At 65.0% G+C, this 19,583-nt stretch carries 20 protein-coding genes and 1 tRNA gene; 9 read left to right on the top strand and 12 right to left on the bottom strand.

All coding sequences use genetic code 11. The features are described 5' to 3' along the window. Window positions 1–13: 13 nt before the first annotated feature. The 3 genes from E0473_RS00665 to E0473_RS00655 all read right to left on the bottom strand — a co-directional run bounded on the left by E0473_RS00665 (window position 14) and on the right by E0473_RS00655 (window position 3,916). Entirely contained in the window at window positions 14–292 is a 279-nt protein-coding gene (locus E0473_RS00665; protein ID WP_137678952.1) for an ETC complex I subunit, read from the bottom strand. A gap of 15 nt (window positions 293–307) precedes the next feature. Beyond that, on the bottom strand, window positions 308–2,791 hold the full coding sequence (gene hrpB / locus E0473_RS00660; protein ID WP_137678951.1) for an ATP-dependent helicase HrpB: 2,484 nt from the start codon (window positions 2,789–2,791) through the stop codon (window positions 308–310). A 102-nt stretch (window positions 2,792–2,893) separates the two neighbouring features. Then, window positions 2,894–3,916, bottom strand: coding sequence for a polyprenyl synthetase family protein (locus tag E0473_RS00655; RefSeq protein ID WP_137678950.1), 1,023 nt, complete (start codon window positions 3,914–3,916; stop codon window positions 2,894–2,896). A 107-nt stretch (window positions 3,917–4,023) separates the two neighbouring features. Here E0473_RS00655 and E0473_RS00650 point away from each other — a divergent pair, with 107 nt between their 5' ends. Both E0473_RS00650 and E0473_RS00645 read left to right on the top strand, forming a co-directional pair. Further along, window positions 4,024–4,323, top strand: coding sequence for a chorismate mutase (locus E0473_RS00650; protein ID WP_137679990.1), 300 nt, complete (start codon window positions 4,024–4,026; stop codon window positions 4,321–4,323). A gap of 15 nt (window positions 4,324–4,338) precedes the next feature. Then, complete coding sequence (locus E0473_RS00645; RefSeq protein ID WP_137678949.1) at window positions 4,339–5,301, top strand: bile acid:sodium symporter family protein; 963 nt, start codon at window positions 4,339–4,341, stop codon at window positions 5,299–5,301. Between the two features lie 3 nt (window positions 5,302–5,304). Here the strand turns inward: E0473_RS00645 and E0473_RS00640 are convergent, their stop codons facing one another. The 4 genes from E0473_RS00640 to E0473_RS00625 form a co-directional block, all read right to left on the bottom strand. Next, window positions 5,305–6,774: a sensor histidine kinase gene (locus E0473_RS00640; protein ID WP_421721758.1), complete on the bottom strand. Its 1,470-nt coding sequence runs from the start codon at window positions 6,772–6,774 to the stop codon at window positions 5,305–5,307. Then, a complete protein-coding gene (locus tag E0473_RS00635) occupies window positions 6,725–7,402 on the bottom strand; it encodes a response regulator transcription factor (RefSeq protein WP_137678948.1) in 678 nt (225 codons plus the stop codon). Before E0473_RS00635 ends, E0473_RS00640 begins: the two co-directional genes overlap by 50 nt. Before the next feature lie 85 nt (window positions 7,403–7,487). Beyond that, window positions 7,488–7,835, bottom strand: a complete 348-nt coding sequence (locus tag E0473_RS00630; protein WP_241657359.1) for a hypothetical protein — start codon at window positions 7,833–7,835, stop codon at window positions 7,488–7,490. 79 nt (window positions 7,836–7,914) lie between these two features. Beyond that, window positions 7,915–8,652, bottom strand: coding sequence for an SIMPL domain-containing protein (locus E0473_RS00625; RefSeq protein ID WP_137678947.1), 738 nt, complete (start codon window positions 8,650–8,652; stop codon window positions 7,915–7,917). A 111-nt stretch (window positions 8,653–8,763) separates the two neighbouring features. Here E0473_RS00625 and E0473_RS00620 point away from each other — a divergent pair, with 111 nt between their 5' ends. After that, complete coding sequence (locus E0473_RS00620; protein WP_137678946.1) at window positions 8,764–10,572, top strand: ABC-F family ATP-binding cassette domain-containing protein; 1,809 nt, start codon at window positions 8,764–8,766, stop codon at window positions 10,570–10,572. A 153-nt stretch (window positions 10,573–10,725) separates the two neighbouring features. Next, window positions 10,726–11,490 carry a hypothetical protein gene (locus tag E0473_RS00615; protein ID WP_137678945.1) on the top strand — a complete coding sequence of 255 codons (765 nt, stop codon included), beginning with the start codon at window positions 10,726–10,728 and terminating at the stop codon, window positions 11,488–11,490. 3 nt (window positions 11,491–11,493) lie between these two features. On the opposite strand, the gene E0473_RS00610 is transcribed toward E0473_RS00615, so the two are convergent. Further along, complete coding sequence (locus E0473_RS00610) at window positions 11,494–11,976, bottom strand: DUF6456 domain-containing protein (protein WP_137679987.1); 483 nt, start codon at window positions 11,974–11,976, stop codon at window positions 11,494–11,496. 104 nt (window positions 11,977–12,080) lie between these two features. Here E0473_RS00610 and E0473_RS00605 point away from each other — a divergent pair, with 104 nt between their 5' ends. Both E0473_RS00605 and E0473_RS00600 read left to right on the top strand, forming a co-directional pair. Next, the gene (locus E0473_RS00605) at window positions 12,081–12,653 is read left to right on the top strand and encodes a helix-turn-helix domain-containing protein (protein ID WP_137678944.1); all 573 of its coding nucleotides are present in this window, start codon (window positions 12,081–12,083) and stop codon (window positions 12,651–12,653) included. Window positions 12,654–12,666: 13 nt separating this feature from the next. Further along, window positions 12,667–13,851: a glycosyltransferase gene (locus E0473_RS00600; protein ID WP_137678943.1), complete on the top strand. Its 1,185-nt coding sequence runs from the start codon at window positions 12,667–12,669 to the stop codon at window positions 13,849–13,851. Here the strand turns inward: E0473_RS00600 and secF are convergent. Genes secF through yajC form a run of 3 tightly spaced genes read right to left on the bottom strand, consistent with a single transcriptional unit; the run spans window position 13,848 to window position 16,776 of the window. Continuing rightward, entirely contained in the window at window positions 13,848–14,828 is a 981-nt protein-coding gene (gene secF, locus E0473_RS00595; RefSeq protein ID WP_137678942.1) for a protein translocase subunit SecF, read from the bottom strand. The genes E0473_RS00600 and secF overlap by 4 nt on opposite strands. A gap of 11 nt (window positions 14,829–14,839) precedes the next feature. Then, window positions 14,840–16,435: a protein translocase subunit SecD gene (gene secD, locus E0473_RS00590; RefSeq protein WP_137678941.1), complete on the bottom strand. Its 1,596-nt coding sequence runs from the start codon at window positions 16,433–16,435 to the stop codon at window positions 14,840–14,842. A gap of 20 nt (window positions 16,436–16,455) precedes the next feature. After that, window positions 16,456–16,776 (bottom strand): preprotein translocase subunit YajC, encoded by a 321-nt coding sequence (yajC, locus tag E0473_RS00585; protein WP_137678940.1) that lies wholly within the window; start codon window positions 16,774–16,776, stop codon window positions 16,456–16,458. 224 nt (window positions 16,777–17,000) lie between these two features. Here yajC and E0473_RS00580 point away from each other — a divergent pair. Then, window positions 17,001–17,077: transfer RNA gene (locus tag E0473_RS00580), tRNA-Pro, on the top strand. Between the two features lie 26 nt (window positions 17,078–17,103). Here the strand turns inward: E0473_RS00580 and E0473_RS00575 are convergent. Next, on the bottom strand, window positions 17,104–18,432 hold the full coding sequence (locus E0473_RS00575; RefSeq protein ID WP_137678939.1) for a cytochrome b/b6 domain-containing protein: 1,329 nt from the start codon (window positions 18,430–18,432) through the stop codon (window positions 17,104–17,106). Window positions 18,433–18,565: 133 nt separating this feature from the next. Here E0473_RS00575 and E0473_RS00570 point away from each other — a divergent pair, with 133 nt between their 5' ends. Further along, window positions 18,566–18,979, top strand: a complete 414-nt coding sequence (locus tag E0473_RS00570) for a holin family protein (RefSeq protein WP_137678938.1) — start codon at window positions 18,566–18,568, stop codon at window positions 18,977–18,979. A 131-nt stretch (window positions 18,980–19,110) separates the two neighbouring features. Next, window positions 19,111–19,545, top strand: coding sequence for a type II 3-dehydroquinate dehydratase (gene aroQ / locus E0473_RS00565; RefSeq protein ID WP_137678937.1), 435 nt, complete (start codon window positions 19,111–19,113; stop codon window positions 19,543–19,545). Window positions 19,546–19,583 lie beyond the last annotated feature (38 nt).

Below are 19,583 nucleotides of genomic sequence, written 5' to 3'. Positions count from 1 at the left end.
TGTGGCCAGACTCTTACTTGAAGTTGTCAGCGTAAGCCTGAATCTTCAGCGCGCGCGGCGGGGTCTTATGGACGATGACATCGATGCCATGTTTGCTGGCATAGTCCTGCGCCGCTTCGCAGCTTTCGAACTTCAGCTGCACCTGCTGCTGGGTGTCGCCGCTCCCGGCCCAGCCCATCAAAGGATCGGGCTTCTTGGCTTCGGCGGGCACGAAATCGAGCACCCACTGGTCGGTGCGGGCCTTGCCGGACTGCATGGCGTTCTTCGGACGCTGGTAGATACGGGCTTGCATGGCCACGGCCTTAATTCACTCGCCCGATTTCTGGAAGGCGTTTTTCGTCCGCAAGCTCGGCTTTTCAGTCCACGGTTCATCGGGCCAGCGATGTTTCGGGTAGCGACCCTTCATATCCTTGGCGACATCGGCCCACGATCCGCGCCAGAAACCGGGCAGGTCGCGTGTGGCCTGAAGCGGTCTTCCCGCCGGGCTGGTGAGGTGGATAAGCAAGGGCGCGGTGCCGATCATCGGATGCTGGTCGAGCCCGAACAGCGCCTGCACCCGCACCTCGCAGGCAGGGGCGTGATCGCTGTCGTAGTCGATGGCATGGTGCGTGCCTGCGGGGCTGACGAACTGGCGCGGGGCGAGCTTGTCGAGGATCTGGCGCTCGTCCCACGACAGCAGGTTCAGCGCCGCCTCTGCATAGCGCCCTGCCGGCAGATCGAGCTTGCGCTTTCCGTCTAGCAGCGGGGCCAGCCATTCATCGGCCCGCACCGCCATCTGTTCGGGGTCGAGCGCTGCGATCCCGGCGAACCGCCCTCGGGCGAGCAGACTTTTGGGCAGCAAGTCCACAAGGTTTTCCACAGCCTTATCCACGAGCAGCGCGGTGATAGCCTCGCGGTCGGGCTCCGGGTCAGGCCCGCTGGCGAGCGTGATCGCGCCCAGCCGCCGCTCGCGCCGCGCCTCGACCCTGCCCTCGCCCGCATTCCAGCGCGCCACGGAGCGTTTTTCGATCAGGTGGCCAAGGTGTTGTTCGATCTCATCCAGCGCCAGCAGCGCGGCGGCGGTGATGCGGGCGGCCTTGGCCTGCCCCTGCGCATCGCCGATCGCAAGCCACTCGGCGCGTGCGAGCGGGCTCGCCGGATCGAGCCGATAACCGCGCCCGCCCGCCGAAAGCCAGGTCTCGCCCGAGGGATCACGGCGGCGGGCGATGTTATCGGGCAGCGCGCGGGCGATGAGGATGGCTGGTGCCTGTCCTTCGACAAGCTCAGGACGAGCGGGGGTGGTGCTAGCCTCCATCCGCTCAGGCTGAGCCTGTCGAAGCCCACGCGCCAGCTTCGCCCACCGCTGCGCCAGTTTGCGCGCCGCCTCAGCCCGCCCTGAGCGCTCGCCATCCCAGCGCATCAGCCGCGCTTCGAGGTCTTCGCCGCGCCCGCCGAGCCCGCGCTCCTGCAACAGCACCGCCAGCTTCGCCCCCAGCAACGCCGCGCCGCTGTCCGCTCCGGCAAGCACCATGGCCGCCTGCCACGGCTCCATCGGCAGCGCCGCAATCGCGCGGCCCTGCGCGGTGATCGCGCCGGCCTCATCGAGCGCACCAAGCTTGCCCAGCCGCTCCCGCGCCGAGCCAAGCGAAGCGTCGGGCGGCGGATCAAGCCAGGCGAGGCTCAGCGGGTCGGCTACGCCCCACTGCGCGAGGCTCAGCACCAGCGGCGCAAGATCGGCGGTGAGCATCTCGGGCGGATCGAACGCGGGCCGTCCGGCATGGCCCGCCTCCTCCCACAGGCGATAGGCGACCCCCGGCCCCTGGCGCGCCGCACGGCCTGCGCGCTGGGCAGCGGCGGCCTGACTGGCGCGGGTGGTGACAAGATGTGTAGTCCCCGCCGCCCGGTCGAACTCGGCGCGGCGGGCCAGCCCGCTATCGACCACCACCGAAACGCCGTCGAGCGTGAGCGAGGTCTCGGCAATGCTGGTGGCAAGCACGATGCACCGCCGCCCTTCGGGATCGCGCCGGATTGCCGCGCGCTGCGCGGCGGGCTCGACCTGACCGTGCAGCGGCAGCACCGGCATGTTCGGGAGCTTCTCACAAAGTCGCTCGCGTACCCGCTCGATTTCGCCCACGCCGGGAAGGAAGGCAAGAATATCGCCCAGCTCCTCGCGCCAAGCCGTGAGCACGGCGGAGGCCATCGTCTCATCCAGCCGCTTTTCGGGTGCTGCACCCAACCAGCGGATCGCCAATGGATAGGCCTTGCCCGCGCTCTCGATTACCGGCGCGCCCTCGCCCAGAAGACGGGCGAAGCGGGTGCCGTCGATGGTCGCTGACATCACGCAGATACGCAGGTCTTCGCGCAGCACGCCTTGCGTTTCGCGCGCCAGCGCGAGGCCGAGGTCGCTATCGAGATGGCGTTCGTGCGCCTCGTCGAATAGCAGGCAGGAAACGCCTGCAAGTTCCTGATCGTCAAGCAATCTGTTGACCAGGATGGCCTCGGTGACGACCAGAATTCGTGTCGCCTTCGACTGTTTGGAATCGAGCCGGGTCAGGTAGCCAACTCTGTGCCCGACTTCCTCACCAAGCATTTGCGCGATCCGCTCGGCAGCAGCGCGCGCGGCGACACGGCGCGGCGAGGTGAGGATGATCTGGTCGGTGCACCAAGGCTCGTCGAGCAGCGCGGGGGCAACGGCGGTGGTCTTGCCCGCCCCCGGCGGCGCGATCAGGACTGCGCTTGGACCCTCGCGCAGGGCGGCAAGCAGCTCGGGCAGCACGGCCTGGATGGGGAGCGCGTCACTCACCATTTTCATCCCGCTCGTGCTGAGCTTGTCGAAGCACTGCCCTTCCTTCCGGACGAAGGCTCTAAAGAGGAAAGCAACCCTTCCACAAGCTCAGGGCGAGCGGTGGAGGTGCTAATACGCGCGCGAAACCGCGAACTGCGCCGCCTCGACCATCGCCCGGCGCGCCTTGCTGTCGGGGAACATCGCCAGCGCATCGCAGGCCTTCTGCGCAAAGTGGCGCGCTCGCTCGCGGGTGGCGGAGATGCAGTCGTGCCGCCCGATCAGCTCGACCGCATGGGCTAGATCCTCGTCGGTATCGCGGAAGCCGGCGATGGCCTCCTCCCAGAACTGCCGCTCTTCCGGCGTGCCGCGCGCATAGGCGAGGATCACCGGCAGAGTCATCTTGCCCTCGCGGAAATCGTCGCCCCGGTCCTTGCCCATTTCGGCGGCATCCGAATCGTAGTCGATCGCATCGTCGATCAGCTGGAATGCCACGCCGAGGTTGCGACCATAGTCGTCAAGCGCGCGCTCAGCGGCTTCGTCCTTCTCCGCGACCACGGCAGCGATCCGGCTGGCGGCGGCGAACAGCGCCGCCGTCTTCGCCCCGATGATGCCCAGGTAGCGATCCTCGCTGGTTTCGATCTTGCGCTGAGCGGTCAGCTGGTCGACCTCGCCCTGCGCGATGGTCGCGCTGGCGCTGGAGAGGATTTTCAGCACCTTGAGGCTGCCATCTTCGACCATCAGCTCGAACGCGCGGCTGAACAGAAAATCGCCCACCAGCACCGTCGCCGGATTGCCGAACACGATGTTGGCCGCTTCCTTGCCCCGGCGCATCTCGCTGCCATCGACCACGTCGTCGTGCAGCAGGGTGGCGGTGTGGATGAACTCGACCGCAGCGGCGAGCTTGTGATGGCGCGTGCCTTCATAGCCAAGCAGCTCTGCACCCGCGAGCGTGAGCATCGGGCGCATACGCTTGCCCCCGCCCGCGATCAGGTGCCCGGCAAGCGCCGGAATCAGCGGAATTTCGCTTTGCATCCGTTGCAGGATGATCTGGTTGACCGAATTCATTGCCGTCGCCGTCAGCGACAGAATCGGGCTAAGGCTCGGCTCGTCAGCGCCGATGGCGCGCTTGATCGGGACCACATTGTCGCTCATGCGCCCCAGATGGAGAACCCACACACGCTTGGCAAGCGGCCATTTCTCGCCCAAGAGGACTGACGATGACCGAGCCTGCCGAACAGCCCGCAGTAGAGAAGCACAAGATGGCCACTACCGCACCGCCCGCCAATCCCGTGCTGGATGGCTTTCGCAAGAGCATCGACAATATCGATGCCGCGCTGATCCACATGCTGGCCGAGCGCTTCCGCATCACCCAGGCGGTGGGCGAGTATAAGGCGAAGACCCAGCTTCCCCCCGCCGATCCGAACCGCGAGGCGCGCCAGATCGAGCGGCTGCGCAAGCTCGCCATAGACGCCGATCTCGATCCCGAGTTCTCCGAAAAGTTCATCCGCTTCGTGATCGACGAAGTGATCCGGCACCACCGCAAGGCGCGCGGCGAATAAGCCTCGCCAGCGCCGATGCTGAGAAGGCTGACCAACAATTTCGCGCCGCTCACGCTGGCGGGCGTTGCCTTGGCGTGGTTCGTGCCGGGGGCCTTCACCTGGGTGACCGACGGCTCTCACCGGTTGCTCGGCCAGCCGCTGCTGTCGGTGTTTCTCGGGCTGATCATGCTGGCCATGGGGCTGACCCTGCGCTTTGCCGACTTCCGCGCCCTCGCCACTATGCCACGCGCATTTCTTGTCGGCGTGGTGGGCCAGTTCGCGATCATGCCGCTGGCGGGCTTTGCCATCGCGCGCGGCATGGGGCTGGAACAGGGGCTGGCGGTCGGATTGATTCTGGTGGCCTGCTGCCCTGGTGGCACCGCCTCGAACATCGTGACCTATCTCGCCAAGGGCAATGTCGCGCTGTCGGTTGCCATGACGATGGCCTCTACGCTGGTCGCCATCGCCGCCACGCCTCTGCTCGCCGGAGCGCTGGCCGGAGCCTATGTGGATATAAACCGCTGGAGCCTTTTCGCCGATATGGTGTCGATAGTGCTGGTGCCGCTGATTGCGGGAACCGTGCTGTCAGAGCTGCTACCGCGTGCCGCGAAGGCGGTGGGCGAAGTGCTGCCGCTGGTCGCCATCGTGCTGGTGATCCTGATCGTCGGTGGGATCGTCGGCGGCGCGAAAGACCTGATTCGCGCCCATGCCGGGGCGCTGCTGATCGCGACCTTCCTCCTCCACCTGATGGGGTTCGGCTTCGGCTATGCTTTCGCGCGCCTGATGGGCCTTGCCAGCCGCGAGGCGCGGACGGTCTGCATCGAGGTGGGGATGCAGAATTCAGGGCTCGGTTCGGGCCTCGCCAAGGCCCCGAGCTTTGCCGCCCAGTTCTCCTCAACCACACAGGCCGCGCTCGCGCCGGTGCCCGCAGCATTATCGGCGGTCTGGCACGTGTGTATCGGCAGCCTCCTCGCCTCGTGGTGGCGGCGACGCGGCTGAAGCTCAGGCGCGCGGTAGCCGCAACTCCACCAGCAGTCCGCCCAGATCCTCGCTCTCGCCGAGGCTGACTTCACCACCATAAATGCCCGCCACATCGCGCACGATGGCCAGTCCCAACCCGGTGCCGGGCTTCTCCGTATCGAGCCGCGCGCCGCGCTCGAAGATCGCGACCCGCTGCGCTTCGGGAATGCCGATGCCGTCATCCTCGATCCAGATCGCGCACAGCGGATCCTCGGGCCGCGCATCGACGGTCACGAACACGGAGCCGCCACCATACTTGGCCGCGTTCTCCATCAGGTTGCCTAGCAGCTCTTCCAGATCCTGCCGTTCAAGCGACACGGCGGCACCCGCATTGCCCGCCAGATCGAGCCGCACCTCGGGATAAAGCGTGCGCACCGCGCGCTCCACCGCGCTGGCGCTTTCCATCACCAGGCTGCGCGAATGGCCGATGGCGCGCCGCCCCACCGCACGGGCGCGAGCGAGATGGTGATCGACCTGCCGCTGCATACTGGCCGATTCGCGCAGCACGATGCTGTCGAGCGCCGGATCGTGCCCGCGCGCGGCATTATTCAGGACTGTCAGCGGGGTCTTCAGCGCATGGGCGAGGTTACCCGCATGGGTGCGCGCTTCCTCGGCCTGCCTCTGCGAGTGGTCGAGCAGCGCGTTGAGCTCCTGCACCATCGGCTGCACTTCAAGCGGAAGCGGCTCGGTCACCCGGTTCGAACCCGCCTGCCGGATCGAAGCAATCGCCCGGCGGATGCGGCGCAGCGGCGAAAGGCCATACCAGGTCTGCGCCACCGCCATCAGAAACAGCCCCACGCCCAGCACCGCAAACGACCAGCCGAGCAGCGCGCGGATCGAGTTGAGCTGGTCGTCCAGCTCCTCGCGCGATCCGGCGACGACGAACTGCCACTGCGTGTCCGAGCCCGGAATCTGTACCGTGCGCTGCACCATGCGCAGGCTCTCATCGGGGAACTGGTCGGAATCGTAAAACACCGGATTTTCGGCATCGAGATCCTCGTCGATGGCGAGCGTGCGATCCCACAAGGAGCGCGAGAAATAGTTCACCGCACCATTGCCGTTGATCTGATAATAGAAGCCCGAATTCGGCTCCAGGAAGCGCTGGTCGGCGAGCGGGCGATTGAACCACACGTCGCCGTAGGGATCGATCTCGGCAGAGGAAATCATCGCTGTCAGCGGCAATTCGAGCTGTTCGTCGAACTGTTTGGAAAGCAACTGAGTCAGCGCCCGGTCCAGCGCGAAGCCGCCAATCGCCAGCAGCACCACGATCCACACCGCCGCGATAATCATCATCCGGCGCGCGATGGAGCCGGTGTTGCGGGTTTCCATGTCGGGCGCGATTTCTCCCGCGGGCGCCTCCTCGGCGCTCACGTCAGCGGGAGCCACGCCCTCGTCATCGCCGCTATTCGCGCGCGCCTTCGGAGGGGTCGTCGAGGCTGTAACCGAGGCCACGGATCGTTGTGATTACCTCTGCGCCAAGCTTCTTGCGGATGCGCGTCACGAACACCTCGATGGTGTTCGAATCGCGGTCGAAATCCTGATCGTAAATGTGCTCGATCAGTTCGGTGCGGCTGACCACCTTGCCCTTGTGGTGCATCAGGTAGCTCAGCAGCTTGTATTCCTGCGCGGTCAGCTTGACCGGCTCACCCGCGCGGGTGACGCGGCCTGAGCGGGTATCGAGCCGCACGTCACCAGCGGTCAACTCGCTCGAGGCATTGCCCGAGGCGCGGCGGATTAGCGCGCGCAGGCGGGCGATCAGCTCTTCGGTCTGGAACGGCTTGGCGAGATAATCGTCGGCCCCGGCATCGAGCCCGGCCACCTTGTCCGACCACGAATCGCGCGCGGTCAGCACCAGCACCGGGAACTTTCGCCCCTCCTTGCGCCACATGCCGAGCACGGTCAGGCCGTCGATTTCGGGCAGGCCGAGGTCGAGCACCACGGCATCGTATTCCTCGGTCGAGCCAAGGAAATGGCCGTCTTCACCGTCGGTAGACAGGTCGACCGCATAGCCGTTCTGTTCCAGCGTGTTCTTGAGCTGCTGACCCAGCGTCGGTTCGTCTTCCACGATCAGGATGCGCATTGATACCCCTTCGCAAACATCTGCGCCCGTGCTTGGGCGAATGTCATGAACGCGTCAACCAGGGCTGCGGTTTCCGGCGGATGGCTCAGCGCTGCTCGCGCAGCACACGGCCCGTGCGCGGATCGGCATCGACAAACAGAAGTCGCCCGTCCTTGATGAACTTGAGCCGATAGATCGAGGCAACGCCATCGTATTCGAAGGTTAGATACTCGAACCCCTGCCGCTCGTAGCGCGGGACTATGCGTTGTTCGATGGCGCGGATCGGCAGGTTGCGCCCGGCCTGCATTTCGGCACGGGCGCTCGCCTGATCGTCGGCCTGAAGGCGCGACGGCATCGGCTGTGCGGCGGCGGGAACTGCCAGTGTCGCACCGACCAGCGCGAGCGCCCATACCGTGGCCAAGGCAGAAATACGAAAGGCAAAGGCGGTCATCATCACGGGTTCTGCCTAAGTCAGGGGCATTGAACAAGGTGTGAATGCCGCGCTTTGCCTGCCGCAAGCTCTAGCCTGTGCTCTATTGCTCCAGCGCGTACTTCACGGTCAGCGTGATCTGCGTCGCCACCCGGCCAGGACGCGTCGGGGTCGAAGCGGCCGGCGCGGCGCTGACCGCCTGCGGGGCGATGCGATCGTACATCGGGGTGGCATAGTCGAGCGTTTCTTCCACCGCCAGCAGCCGCGCCGAACCGAACCCGGCCATCTTCGCATAGCCCTCGGCCTGCTCGCGCGCTTGCGCAAAGGCCGCCTCGCGCGCGCTTTGCTTGGCGCTGGTGTCGTCGACGATAGCCCACATCGGCCCGTTGAGATTGGTTGCTCCTGCTGCCACAAGCGCATCGAGCACCGGCCCGATCCGGTCGAGTTCGCGCAGCTCCAGCGTCACCGTGTTGGTCGCCTCATAGCCGGTGAACTGCGGCGGCTGATTGTTGTTGTAATTGTACTGCGGGTTGAGCGTGATTCCGCTGGTCTGGACGCGGTCCTCGGGCACCCCAAGGCTGGTCACCTGCGCGAGCATGCGCTCCATTTGTGTGGCATTGGTTCGCATAGCTTCCACCGCAGTCGCCCCGCGAGTGGTGACGCCGGCGTTGACCGTCGCCTTGTCGGGATCGGACAGCACCTGCTGTGTCACGCGCAGTTCGACCACCGGGCCTTGAGCAGCAATCGCCACATCCGCGGCCGCGGAAGGCGTCGCACCGAGCGGCACCATCGCCACGAGTGTTGCCGTAGCAGCAAGGGCGGAAAAAGAGAGTCGCGACATATAATCACTCCATAGATAAATAAACGGCTATCTCCGCAACAACCGATTTCCGCTTCCTGAACGCGCGCGGAGCTTGTCAGGTCCTCGCCGTCTCACTAGGTCGCGCCGATCATGGCAGAACCCCCTATTCTTTCCTGGGAAGGCCTCGGCCTTCAGCAAGGCGGCGGCTGGCTGTTCGGCAACCCGGCGCAGGGGGACGGCCTCGACATCCATATCGGCCCACGCGACCGGCTCGCGCTGATCGGTCGCAACGGCGCTGGCAAGACCACGCTGCTCAAGCTGATCACCGGCGAGATCGAGGCCGACCGCGGCCTGCGCAAGATCAAGCCGGGCACGAACATCGTCTGGCTCGAACAGGAGCCGGACTTTACCGGCTGCGCCACTCTGATGGACTTCGCGCTGGGCGGCGATAATGCGCCGGCCGAATACGAGGTCGAGGCGATTGCCGGCCAGCTTGGCATCGACATGGGCCGCGAAGCCGCCACCGCGAGCGGCGGCGAGAAGCGTCGTGCTGCCATCGCCCGCGCGCTGGCGATGAGCCCCGACCTGCTGCTGCTCGACGAGCCGACCAACCACCTCGATCTTGCCGCCATCGACTGGCTCGAAGACTGGCTCACGCGCTTTCGCGGGGCCTTCATCGTCATCAGCCACGACCGCACTTTCCTCAAGCGGCTGACCAACGCCACCCTGTGGCTCGACCGTGGCAACATGCGCCGCAAGGAAGTCGGCTTCGGCGGCTACGAAGCCTGGGAAGAGCAGGTCTATGCCGAGGAGGCGCGCAACGCTCACCGTCTCGATGCCAAGCTGAAGATCGAGGCACACTGGCTCGAACGCGGCGTCACCGCGCGGCGCAAGCGCAACATGGGGCGGCTCGAAAAGCTGTGGCAGATGCGCGCCACCCGTGCCGCCATGATCCAGCCCACCGGCACTGCCAAGATCGCGCTTGGCAGCGATGCCGAGTTCAAGTCGAAGTCGGTGATCGTGGCCGAGGATATTTCCAAAACCTACGGCGAACGCACTATCATCAAGCCCTTCAGTCTGCGCATTCAGCGCGGTGACCGCATCGGTGTGGTCGGCGCGAACGGCGCGGGAAAGACCACCCTGCTTAAGATGCTTACGGGCGAGCTGGAGCCAGACACCGGCACCGTCACCCACGCGAACACCCTGTCGGGCGTGATGATCGACCAGCAACGCAAGCTGCTCGACCCGCAGAAGACTGTCCGCGACGTGCTCGCGGAGGGCGGCGACTGGGTGGATATGCGGGGCACGCGCAAGCATGTGCAGGGCTATCTCAAGGAATTCCTGTTCGCCCCCTCGGTGGTCGACGCGAAGATCGGCACCTTCTCGGGCGGCGAACGCTCGCGCATCCTGCTGGCGCGCGAATTCTCCCGCACTTCGAACTTGCTAGTGCTCGACGAGCCGACCAACGATCTCGACCTCGAAACGCTCGACCTGTTACAAGAGGTGATCGCCGACTACGACGGCACCGTGCTGATCGTCAGCCACGACCGCGACTTCTTGGATCGCACCGTCACCGTGACGCTCGGCCTAGATGGCACCGGCACCGTGGATATTGTGGCGGGCGGCTATGAAGACTGGCAGGCCCAGCGCAAGGCGCGCACGAAGACCCCGGCCAAAAAGGCTGCTCACAGCGCGCCGCCGCCACCACCGCCCCCGCCTGCCCCGGCTTCGAATAAGCTCAGCTACAAGGACCAGCGCGACTACGAGCAGCTGCCCGCACGGATCGAGGAACTCGACCGCCTGATCGCCAATGGCGAGGCGGCGCTAGCCGATCCCGATCTCTATTCGCGCGATCCGGGCAAGTTCGAACGCATCTCCAAATCGCTCGAACTGGCGCGCGAAGAGAAGGACGAGGCCGAGATGCGCTGGCTCGAACTGGCGGAGCAGGTCGAGGGATAACGGCACGCGCGGGCAACAATTTAACGCTTACCCGCAATTAACCAACTATCGACACTCCGCCTCCACCAACTTGGTGGTTTAAGAGGCCTTATGGGTCCGAACTCTTCTTCCACAGCCCTGCGTTCCGAGGATGCCTTTGGCAGCCTCGCGAGCATGGGAGCGCGCCGGCTGAAGAAGAAGCCCGTCCTCGTGGTCGATCCCGACGAGCTGGCGCAGGCCCATCAATTGTTCCAGCAAGGCGCGGCAGAGCAGCTCGACGAGTATGTTCCCGAGGAACGTCCGCGCGCAAATGTCAGCCTGTTCGGCCTGGCGCCGATGTCGGAAAGCGACAAGGACGATATTTTTGCGCAGCCGCTCTCTCCGTTAAACGACGACGACAAATGGGTCGACGATCTTGAAGAGGCCGACCCTCCCGCGCCGGAGAAGATGCTGTCTCTGACCCGCCCGCGCGAACCGAAGCAGCCGCAAATCACCATCTTTGGCGCGCTTCCCGATGCCTTGTCGCAGCAACCGAGCGAACCTTTGCTGGCGCAAAAACCGGCCGTTCGCGAAGCCGCGCCGATTGAGAAGCAACCCCTCCAGCCAGCGCCCGCAACCGAGCGCTCGCCAGAGCGCCTCGGTCTGATGCACGATTACGACGATGTCGCCCCCGGCTTTTCGCACCGCGAGCCAGCGCCGAAAAGCGCGCCAATGCAGCCGCCGGTCGTCGATGATGCCGTGGCCTCGGTCATCCTGTTCGATGAGGACGAGGCTCCCCGCCCCGCCCCCAAACCCGTCACCCACGCCCCCTCGGCCCAAAGCAACCTGCGCGCCCGTCTCATGCGCGAAGACGTTTGCCTGTCCCATCCGCACCCCTCGCTTTTGCAACGGTTCCTCGGGCTATTGCAGCGTTGGTATGCGACGCTGACCGGCCGCTAAGCCTCACCGCAGGCGGTAAAAGTCCGCCACCCGGTCCAGCGCCAGCCGCAGCACTAGCTTGCCCGAACGCGCCGGCCAGGCCAGCGCCTTTTCCGCAACCGGTAAGGTCTCGCCCGCGCAGACCACCCGCCACAGCACGTCTTCCAGTCCCCTGCCGGCGGCCCTCATCGCTCCAGCGAAGCGCTGGCGCGCTGCGATCTGCTTTTCGCCCTGCTCCAGCCCGCGCTCACCGGTCGACTTCACCCGCACCGGATCCCAGCGCATCGTGATCGACGGCGCGACCTGCGCCCGCTCGTAATCACTGCGCAGCGCCTCCCCGGCGGCGAAGAGCCGGTCGTCGAGGTGGCCATGGGCGTGCAGCCAGCTGAGCGGGCTTTCGGCAAGATTCATAGTGACACTGCGCCGCCTGCGCGAAATCCCGCCTGCCTTGCCACCACGCCGTGGCCCCTCCTCGGTAAGCTCACGTTCAACCAGTTCGCGCGGCATCGTCATCGGCGTTCTCCCCAAGATTGCAGTGGCGGCGACTTGCCAGCACCGGTACGATGTAGGAAAGTGGAAAAACCGATTTGGTTATTTTGGAGCCCCGAGCGGTGATCAATCGCATCCGAGCCATCCGCAAGCAGAAGGGCCTGACGCTGGCCGAAGTGGCCGATGCTTGCGATCCGCCGACCACCGCACAAACGATTGGCCGCCTTGAAACCGGGATGCGTAACCTTTCGCTGGCGTGGATGAATCGCATCGGCGCGGCGCTTGGTGTCGAGCCTGAAACGCTGGTGAAGGGCGAGGAGCAGGCCGCGCCGCAGGTCATCGCCCGCCTCACTGACACAGGGCCTGAAAGCCTCACCGCCCCGCGCGATGCCATCCTGCCCACCGAACTGGTGGATGGCGGGGCGCTGGTGTGCCTAGTCGTGGAGTTCAGTCAGGGCGAATATCGCAGCGGCGACCAGCTGTGGCTGCGCAAGGTCGATCCCAACGATAGCCCTGCTCTCGTCAACCGCGACGTGCTCGCGCCGCGATCGGGCGGGCGATTCGCTTTCGGCAGACTGATCGATCGCCGGGGCAACTTCGTGGGCCTGTTACCGCCGGGCAGCGGTCAGCGGCAGATCGTGATCGACGGGCCGCCCTGGCTCGCCGTGGCCGAAATGCTGGTGCGAAAGCTCTAACGGGGCGCGGACGATGAAGCGCGTCCTTTCGCTGGCGACACTCTACCCCAACAGCCACACGCCCCGCTTCGGCACTTTCGTCGCGCGGCAGATGGAAGCGCTGGCCGCGCGCGGCGACTGGAGCGTTACCGTCATGAATCCGATTGGCGTGCCGCCGGTGCCGATGGGGCGCTACCGCGCGCTCGCACTGGCCGCGACCTCGGGTATGGAACTTGGGGTCGAGGTCTACCGTCCGCGTTTCACACTGATCCCCTCCGTGGGCGGGCCCTTCAACCCGGCGATGATCGTGCGCGCGGCCTTGCCGCTGGCCCGCCGCCTCCACACCATCGCCCCGTTCGATCTGGTCGATGCGCAGTTCTTCTATCCCGACGGCCCCGCCGCCGCCCGCATTGCCGAGGATCTGGGCCTCCCGCTGAGCATCAAGGCGCGCGGGGCGGATATCTCGCACTGGGGCATGAAGGCCTATGCCAACCGCAAGATGCGCGGCGCTGCCGCCCAGGCCACAGGCTTGCTCGCCGTGTGCGAAGCGCTGGCCGATGATATGGCTGAGATCGGCCTTCCGCGCGAGAAGATCACGGTTCATTATACAGGGCTTGACCGCAGCCTGTTCCGCCCGCTTGACCGGGCAGAGAGCCGTGCTTTCCTTGCTAGCCATTTCGGGGTGACACTAGCAGCCGATGCGCGGCTGGTTGCCTCCATCGGCGCGCTCATCCCGCGCAAGGGTCAGCACTTCGTTATGCGTGCGCTTACGCAGCTGCCCGATACCCATCTGGCGCTCGCCGGTGTCGGACCGGATCGCGCTGCGCTGGCTGAATTGGCCGAGGAACTGGGCCTGTCAGACCGGGTGCATTTCCTCGGCTCGCTCGGGCACGGCGATCTGCCCCGCGTGCTCTCGGCGGCGGATGCGACGGCGCTGCCCTCCGCCAGCGAAGGCCTGGCCAACGCCTGGGTCGAATCGCTTGCCTGTGGAACGCCGCTCGTCATCACCGATGTCGGCGGCGCGCGCGAGATACTGCCGAACGAGGCGAGCCCGGCAGGGCGCATCATTGCGCGCAATGCCGATGCGATCGCCGAGGCTTTGCAAGAGCTGTTCGCCGAGGCGACGCCGCCCAAAGTGGTATGCAAGAGCGCCGGCCGCTTCAGCTGGGAGGCCAATGCCGAAGCGCTGGCCTCCTATTACGAGCAGCTCACCGCCTAGACTTCGCCGCGCGCCTTGCGTTCCTGCCGGTCGGCAACAGTTTCGGTCGGTACGAAGCTGTCGCTGTTCACACCGAGCCAGATCAGGATCGGCGCGGCCATGTAGACCGACGAATAGGTGCCGACGAAGATACCCAGCGTGATCGCCGCCACGAGGCCGAACAGGCTCGCCGGGCCGAACATCAGCAAAGGAATAAGCGCCACCAGCAGCGTAAGCGAGGTCATCACCGTACGCGCCAGCGTCTCGTTGACAGAGAGGTCGAGCAATTCGGGCACCGGCATCTTGCGGAACTTCTTCAGGTTCTCACGGATACGGTCGTAGACGACGATGGTATCGTTCAGCGAGTAGCCGATGATGGCAAGGATCGCGGCGATGATCTGGAGCGAGAACTCCATCTGGAACAGCGCGAACATGCCCAGCGTCAGCGACACGTCGTGGAACAGCGCGAACAGCGCGCCCACGCCGAACTGCCACTCGAACCGGATCCAGATGTAGATCGAGATCGCGATCATCGCGAACAGCAAGGCATAAAGCGCGGTATCGCGGAACTCGCCCGAGACCTTGCCCGAAACCGAATCTACACCGTCGATCACCACATCCGGGTGCGCGGCGCGCATTGCGGAGGTGATTTGTTCGGACATGCGGTTGGCAAAGCCGGGATCGCCTTCGGCCTCGTCGGGCAGGCGAACGCGGATCGAAACCTGGTTCGGATCGCCAAAGCGCTGGATGGTCGGATTTTCCACCTCGGGCAAAGCGCTGATCGTGTCGCGCAGTTCAGCCACCGGAGCTTCGGCCTCGCCAGCGAAGGTGGCGCGGATTTCCTGACCACCGGCGAAGTCCACACCGTAGTTCAGGCCCTGCGTGAACACGAGCGCCCAGCTCGCCGCGATGATGAGGCACGAGACGATATAAAACGGCAGGCGCCACTTCAGGAAGTGGATGTTGGTGTCTTCGGGGACGAGTTTCAGAAGGCGCATTGTCTCTCCCCTCAGATATGAATTTCGGAAGGCTTGCTACGCAGCCAGCCAGCCACCCACATCCGGGTGAACGTTACAGCGGTGAATACGCTGGTGAACAGGCCGATGATAAGAACCACGGCAAAGCCGCGCACCGGGCCGGAGCCGAAGGCGAACAGCAGCACACCGGCGATGAAGTTGGTGGCGTTCGCGTCGTAGATTGCGCGGCTCGCCTCGCGATAGCCGGTCTCCACCGCGTTGAACACGCGGCGCCCTCGCTTTCGCTCCTCACGGATACGCTCGTTGATCAGCACGTTGGCGTCCACCGCCGCGCCGATGGTGAGCACGAAACCGGCGATGCCGGGCAAGGTCAGTGTGGTGTTCATTAGCGCCATGATCCCAAGGATCATCAAGACGTTAATCACCAAAGCTGCCGTCGCATAGACGCCGAAGCGGCCATAGGTGGCGATCATCAGCAGCACCACGAGCAGCGAGCCGATACCCATCGCGACCATACCGCGATTGATCGAATCGGCACCGAGGTCCGGCCCAACGGTCCGCTCCTCCACCACTGCAAGATCCACCGGCAGTGCGCCCGAGCGCAGCTGAATTGCGAGCTGGTTGGCGCTTTCGGCGGTAAAGCCACCCGAAATGCGCGCCGAACCGCCAATGATCGGCTCATTGATGTTGGGGGCCGAGAGCACCTCGTCATCGAGGATGATCGCGAACGGCCGGTTCACGTTCTCGCTGGTGAGCTTTGCGAAGCGGGCACCGCCGGTCGGATCGAACTGGATCGTAACAACGTTTTCATTGGTCTGGGGGTCGACCGTCGCCTGCGCGCCGGTCAGCGTATCTCCGCGAATGCCGCCGAGACGGCGCACCGCGATCCGGCGGCCCTCATAGTCGCTGCCCGGAGCGCCTTCGAGGATTTCGCTGCCCGGAGGGGCAATGCCCTGTTCGATATCGGAAGGCAGCGCGTTGGTATCGACCAGCTTGAATTCGAGGTTGGCAGTCTGGCCAAGCAATTCCTTCAACGCAGCCGGGTCTTCAAGGCCGGGCACCTGCACCACGATGCGGTTATCGCCCTGACGGATGATGGTCGGCTCGCGCGTGCCCAGCGCGTCGATACGGCGGCGCACCACTTCGGTGGCCGAGTCCATCGCATTGCTGACGGCCTCTGCAAGGCCCTGCGCGGTCGGCGTGAGAATGAAACGGTTGCCGTCGTTGACGGCCAGATCCCACTCGCGAGTAAGGCCCGAGCCGTTGATTAGCGGCAGCAGTTCTTCGCGGGCGGCATCTACCTGCGAAGCATCCTCAAGCATGAACGACAGACGGCCGTTGGCGGTGGAAATATCGCCGATGCGGATGCGCGGTTCGGTATCGCGCAGCGTTGAGCGAACCGATTCCTCCAGCGTCTCCAGCCGCTGCGCGGCCACCTGCGAAGGCTGCGCCTCAAGCAGAATGTGGCTGCCGCCAGCAAGGTCGAGGCCGAGATTGACCTCCGGATCGGGCAAGCCAGAGGGCCAGCGCACACCTGAAAGCGAAGCGATAGAAGGCAGCGCGGCCAGAATCACCAGCAGGGCCACGCCCCACAGCGAGATGCGCTTCCAGAGGGGAAAATCGAGCATGGCTTATCCGAACCGTTGTATCAATCGTTGGCAGGCTTGCCACCGGGCGGAACGATGTCGCCCAGCGTACTCTTGACGACCTTGATCCTCACGCCCTGCGCGATTTCGAGATCGACATAGTCGTCGTCCACCCGCACGATCTTGCCGATCACGCCCCCAGCGGTCACGACCTGATCGTTTTTCTTCACGCCGGCGATTTTCGCAGCGTGTTCCTTCTGCCGCTTCATCTGCGGGCGGAAGATCAGGAACCAGAAGATCACGATCATGCCGACGATGGGCAGGAACTGCACCCAACCGGGAGGCGACGAACCGGCGGCGCCGGCGGCAAGAATATCAAGCATAGGATCGGCCCAATAACAGCACGAATGAAAAGATTGGCGCAGGAAGAGGGTTGATTGCCCGGCCAAGGCATAGGCAACAACACCCTCCCCGGTGCGTGGCTGCCGCGCCTAGCAGCAATACCTGGGGCTGGCAATCAGGCCAAATTCGGCCAACTGTGCGGATTGCCAATGCAACGGCTTGCCATGCGCGAGAGCCTTGCCTATAGGCGCGCTTCCACTGGCATCGGGACGTGGCGCAGTCTGGTAGCGCACTATACTGGGGGTGTAGGGGTCGCTGGTTCGAATCCAGTCGTCCCGACCAGTGGAAAATTTCCCTCAATCGCTTTCTTAGCGTGTCGCATCGAAGGCGAAGCTGACGTTGACCGTGGGGGCAACGCCTTCTGCCGCATCGCCCGTGCCGACGCTGAACGCCTTGCGATCGATCGCCGCTGTGCCGCTGACCGAGCGCCGTGCGCCGCTGCCCGAAAGCGTGAACGCGATCCGCTGCGGGCGGCTCACGCCCTTCAGCCTCAGTGTGCCATCGGCCGTATAGCGATTGCCGCTGACCCTGCGCACGCTGGTGGAGCGCCAGGTCGCCGTGGGATTCGCACCGGCGCCAAGAAAGTCCGGCCCCTTGAGCATGGCATCCTGCGTGCCGTCACCGAGCGTGGCGCTGGCAAGATCAATCTCGATCGCAATGCGCGCGCTTTCAGGTGCTTCGGGATCCATCGCGATGGTGCCGCTCCAACGTGAGAAACTGCCGTTCAGCGCCATGCCGCCGTTATCGACATTGAAGCGAAGTGTGCCGCCGGGCTGGATCGTCCACGATGGCGGGGGGCCGGAAGCCTGCGTTTCCTTTGCCTCCGGCTCATCTTCGGTAGCCACCTCGTCATCGCCCGGCTCTTCCGCGCCCTCGGCAGCCTGATCTTCGGTCGGCTCCTGTTCCGCCGCGCTCTCGGCATCGAGCGCGACACGCCCCTCAGCTTGCGAGCCATCGGGCGGCAGCGTCACGTCCTGCTCCTGCCGAGTATCCTCCTCGTGCTCGTGCTCGTGCTCGTGGTCATGCCCTGCGCCGCCGCCCAGCCCGAAGTACACCGCCGCCCACAGCGCGATCACCGCGACCATGAGGCCGAGCGTTGCAGCAGCCGCTCCACCAGGCGCCATGCGGCCCAGCAGCGAATCGCGCATCAGGAAGTGATGCCGCAGCGCCCCGACCACGTGGAGCACAAACAGGCCGATGCCGACCTTGGCCAGAATCTCGTGCGCGTCCTCGAACGTGTGGTTCATCCCCGCGTCGAGCGGCAGATGCGGCCAGGGCACCACACCGAAGATCATCGTCGGCACGCTGATCGCCGAGGTGGAGACAATCGCCCAGCCCGTCAGCGGCACGCCGATCATCAGGACATAGAAGCCGACATGCACCGCGCTCGCGAGAAAGCCGGTGATACCGCCCTCGATCTTCGGGGGGCGCTTGTGAGTAAGCCGCCAGCCGAGCCGCATGAGGCTAAGCACGAGGATCGTTATGCCGATCGACTTGTGCAGCTGATAAAGCTCGAACCCGCTGGCATCGCGCGGCATGGTAAAGCCCAGCGCCAGTTCACCCGCCAGCAACAGCGCCAGCAGCCAGTGCAGCAGGATCGCCCCGCCCGAATACCGTTGTTGTGCTCCGCCCAGCATCTAATGCCCCTCTCGCGTCCCGTAAGTGTGTTGGTGATAACCCAATATTTGCCATGTTCAAATGCCAAACCACTTTCCTACACGAGCCTATTTGGTTCACAGATGGATTACCTCTAACCAAAGGAAACGGCTCATGGCTCTGCTCGAAACCCTCATCGGCCCGATTGCCTCGCTGATCGACAAGATCATTCCCGACCCCCAAGCGCGCGAACGGGCCAAGCTCGAATTGCTGCGGCTTGAAGGTACGCAGGAGTTGGAGGCGATCCAGGCGCGCCTCGCCGCCATCGTCGCCGAAGCGCAATCGTCCGACCCCTGGACAAGCCGCGCGCGGCCAAGCTTCCTCTATGTGATGTACACGCTGCTGCTGTTCGCGCTGCCGATGGGCGTGCTGGGCGCGTTCAATCCCTCTGCCGCGAGGGACATTGCCAGCGGGATGAACGCCTATCTCAATGGCCTGCCCGAACCGCTCTATGCGCTCTTCGGCACCGGCTACCTCGGCTATACGGCGGCGCGCCAGTGGGGCAAGATCAAGGGGGTGGACCAGTAGGCCGGGCCGCCGGCAGGTGTGACAGCATCCGGTTTTCCTGTCTGGACACTGTCACACCTGTCACACCTTGTTGGAAAGGCGCGGCCCGCAAGCCCCTTTGCGGGCCTACAGAGTGCGGCTATGGAAGCGCCATGACCCAGACCGTCTATGTCCTCAATGGCCCGAACCTGAACCTCCTCGGCACGCGCGAGCCCGAAATCTACGGCTCCGACACACTCGACGATGTCGCCGCCCGGCTCGACGAACGCGCTTCGGAGCTCGATCTCGCAATCGAGATGCGTCAGTCGAACCACGAAGGCCACCTGATCGACTGGTTGCATGAGGCCCAGGCCGATGGCGCCAAGGCCGTTATCCTCAATGCCGGGGCCTATACGCACACCAGCCTCGCGCTGTACGATGCAATCCGCTCGATCACCACGCCGGTGATCGAGGTCCACATCTCCAACCCCGCCGCGCGCGAGGCTTATCGCCACCAATCCTATGTCGGCATGGCCGCCAGGGGCGCGATCACCGGCATGGGCGTCTACGGCTACGAACTCGCGCTCGAGGCGGCGGCCCGCTTCTGATGTGCCCCGCCCCAAGCTGACCGCAGGCTTGCCATGCG

It is taken from the genome of Aurantiacibacter suaedae (assembly GCF_005434915.1).
Taxonomy (GTDB): domain Bacteria; phylum Pseudomonadota; class Alphaproteobacteria; order Sphingomonadales; family Sphingomonadaceae; genus Alteraurantiacibacter; species Alteraurantiacibacter suaedae.
Note: the sequence above shows the minus strand (reverse complement) of the source record. Positions and strands in the feature narration are given on the sequence as shown.

Coding starts and splice junctions, on each gene's coding strand:
- E0473_RS00645 (WP_137678949.1), top strand. CDS start 4,339: ATGCTGAGAAGGCTGACCAACAATTTCGCGCCGCTCACGCTGGCGGGC.
- E0473_RS00665 (WP_137678952.1), bottom strand. CDS start 292: ATGCAAGCCCGTATCTACCAGCGTCCGAAGAACGCCATGCAGTCCGGC.
- E0473_RS00575 (WP_137678939.1), bottom strand. CDS start 18,432: ATGCTGGGCGGAGCACAACAACGGTATTCGGGCGGGGCGATCCTGCTG.
- secD (WP_137678941.1), bottom strand. CDS start 16,435: ATGCTCGATTTTCCCCTCTGGAAGCGCATCTCGCTGTGGGGCGTGGCC.
- aroQ (WP_137678937.1), top strand. CDS start 19,111: ATGACCCAGACCGTCTATGTCCTCAATGGCCCGAACCTGAACCTCCTC.
- E0473_RS00620 (WP_137678946.1), top strand. CDS start 8,764: ATGGCAGAACCCCCTATTCTTTCCTGGGAAGGCCTCGGCCTTCAGCAA.
- E0473_RS00650 (WP_137679990.1), top strand. CDS start 4,024: ATGGCCACTACCGCACCGCCCGCCAATCCCGTGCTGGATGGCTTTCGC.
- secF (WP_137678942.1), bottom strand. CDS start 14,828: ATGCGCCTTCTGAAACTCGTCCCCGAAGACACCAACATCCACTTCCTG.
- E0473_RS00615 (WP_137678945.1), top strand. CDS start 10,726: ATGGGAGCGCGCCGGCTGAAGAAGAAGCCCGTCCTCGTGGTCGATCCC.
- E0473_RS00625 (WP_137678947.1), bottom strand. CDS start 8,652: ATGTCGCGACTCTCTTTTTCCGCCCTTGCTGCTACGGCAACACTCGTG.
- E0473_RS00635 (WP_137678948.1), bottom strand. CDS start 7,402: ATGCGCATCCTGATCGTGGAAGACGAACCGACGCTGGGTCAGCAGCTC.
- E0473_RS00610 (WP_137679987.1), bottom strand. CDS start 11,976: ATGCCGCGCGAACTGGTTGAACGTGAGCTTACCGAGGAGGGGCCACGG.
- hrpB (WP_137678951.1), bottom strand. CDS start 2,791: ATGAAAATGGTGAGTGACGCGCTCCCCATCCAGGCCGTGCTGCCCGAG.
- E0473_RS00600 (WP_137678943.1), top strand. CDS start 12,667: ATGAAGCGCGTCCTTTCGCTGGCGACACTCTACCCCAACAGCCACACG.
- yajC (WP_137678940.1), bottom strand. CDS start 16,776: ATGCTTGATATTCTTGCCGCCGGCGCCGCCGGTTCGTCGCCTCCCGGT.
- E0473_RS00655 (WP_137678950.1), bottom strand. CDS start 3,916: ATGAGCGACAATGTGGTCCCGATCAAGCGCGCCATCGGCGCTGACGAG.
- E0473_RS00570 (WP_137678938.1), top strand. CDS start 18,566: ATGGCTCTGCTCGAAACCCTCATCGGCCCGATTGCCTCGCTGATCGAC.
- E0473_RS00630 (WP_241657359.1), bottom strand. CDS start 7,835: ATGATGACCGCCTTTGCCTTTCGTATTTCTGCCTTGGCCACGGTATGG.